The organism is Aneurinibacillus aneurinilyticus ATCC 12856, from assembly GCF_000466385.1.
GTDB lineage: Bacteria > Bacillota > Bacilli > Aneurinibacillales > Aneurinibacillaceae > Aneurinibacillus > Aneurinibacillus aneurinilyticus.
Genome location: NZ_KE952845.1, coordinates 1 through 1,723, shown reverse-complemented (window position 1 = coordinate 1,723; position 1,723 = coordinate 1). Strand labels below are relative to the sequence as shown.

Annotated in this window: 3 protein-coding genes; all 3 read right to left on the bottom strand. The window is 38.4% G+C overall.

Features of this window, described 5'->3' with window-relative positions; translation table 11 throughout:
* Positions 1–52 precede the first annotated feature (52 nt).
* The 3 genes from HMPREF0083_RS17565 to HMPREF0083_RS17555 all read right to left on the bottom strand — a co-directional run bounded on the left by HMPREF0083_RS17565 (position 53) and on the right by HMPREF0083_RS17555 (position 1,662).
* Positions 53–415 (bottom strand): hypothetical protein, encoded by a 363-nt coding sequence (locus tag HMPREF0083_RS17565; protein WP_021622977.1) that lies wholly within the window; start codon positions 413–415, stop codon positions 53–55.
* 209 nt (positions 416–624) lie between these two features.
* Positions 625–1,320 carry a hypothetical protein gene (locus tag HMPREF0083_RS17560; protein ID WP_021622976.1) on the bottom strand — a complete coding sequence of 232 codons (696 nt, stop codon included), beginning with the start codon at positions 1,318–1,320 and terminating at the stop codon, positions 625–627.
* Positions 1,321–1,329: 9 nt separating this feature from the next.
* Positions 1,330–1,662: a hypothetical protein gene (locus HMPREF0083_RS17555; RefSeq protein WP_021622975.1), complete on the bottom strand. Its 333-nt coding sequence runs from the start codon at positions 1,660–1,662 to the stop codon at positions 1,330–1,332.
* Positions 1,663–1,723 lie beyond the last annotated feature (61 nt).

Below are 1,723 nucleotides of genomic sequence, written 5' to 3'. Positions count from 1 at the left end.
TATCTTTCGTGCGGTCGATTACTTTTCCTGTCAGGGAAGCGCCGACAATCCGCTAATTTCCCTGCTGATTTTGTCGTATTCCTTTTTCCGGGGACAGGGTGTATTCGTGTGTCAGATGACCTTGCTTCATGACCGATGTCGAGCGGGCGATGGCCCAGTCCTTGCCTTTGTAGGTCACCCGATCCCCTGGATTGAAATATGCGCCCGTTTCCACTTCATAGCACAAAAAGTCATTTACAGCGAGTCCTGCCGCATACCCGTTCTCTATCGTCTCCCGATAAAAGGGTAGCGTTTTCTTCACACGATATGAACGTACAGCTATCTCCCCGGCTCTGCCCTCGCCCAGCCCAAACCAAAATTTTGGCTTGTCAGACGTCGCATCCGGTACCAGCACTGCCCAAAAGCGCGAGGCCATTCGCTTCAGGAATTCCCAGTCCGTTTCATTGTATTGTATAATACACTTCTCCAGCTTGGAAGTCCGTGCGATTATGTCGATATAGTCGCGTTAGTAGTAGGAAAAGTGACTGAGTCTATACTGGATAGCCTCCTTCAAAAAAACCTTGACCAGCATGTAGCCTATCAAGGTTCAAAATATCAATTTTAATCTTTTATCTATTTGAATAATTAAAGTAATTTTAGTAGTTCATTTAATTTCATCCTTAGCTCATCACTTTCAACAAGTTGAAAATCATCCAAACCACTATTCCTAAAATAAACACCCACACCATTTTCTTTGGAATATTTTGCACCATTTATTAATTCTAGTAAAGTGCTAGATTTATTAATTAATTTTTTGTTATAAAATACTTTATCGCATGGAAGTCCCGGTGCATTTTCAATTAAGCTTTCTATTCCTTCTACACTTCTTTCAACACCATAGGTACCATACAAAGGGAGAAGTTTTTCAAAACAAACTAATGCAACCCTCTCAATAAATTCTAAACGTGTAGTTCTTATACGAATATCATGTTCCTCATCAATCAATTGAGTATAATTAAATATTAATGAAACTTCGTAGGACAGCTCATCCAAAAACATAACCTGTAATCTAGCAGGAGTACCACTATTAAATCTTAATTCAAGAGTTGACAGAACAAATTGATTTAACAAATCCATTGAGAAAGAAGTAGAAAAATCTTCAATCCCTTCCCAAACTAAATTATAGTCAACTTTTTTCGGATTAATTTTCAACAAATTCGCATGTCCAAAAGTTGCATCTATAGCTTTAATCTCTTCAATTAGCCCATTAATTTTACTAGAGTCATAAGGATTTTTGATACAAGAACTAATTATTAAGTACTCTCCATGACCTATTTGCATAAGTTCTCCTCACTTTAGTCCAAACTTTATCATTTGGTTATTGCTTAATCGTACCACTGATGCTATTCTCCCCGCATTTGGACCACTCTTATAGATATATACTGCAACGTTATAACCATTGGCATCAACTTTATAGAAGCCTTTAACTGCATCCTGCCCTAGTTTATTATCAAATGATTTCGTTGATGTTCTTAATATATCACTAACGTACTTATTCCATTGTTGTGCGGTTTGTTTATTCCAGTTTCCAAACCCTAAGGCCACCTCTAGGTAATCCTCTACCACCACCCGTAACGTTAAGAACCATATCCACGTACGGTAGGAAAGGTTTCGCCTTTTCATCTACCTTCCTTTTCATCTACCTTCCTCTTCATATTCTTCAACCCATTGATAGCAGGTTGTG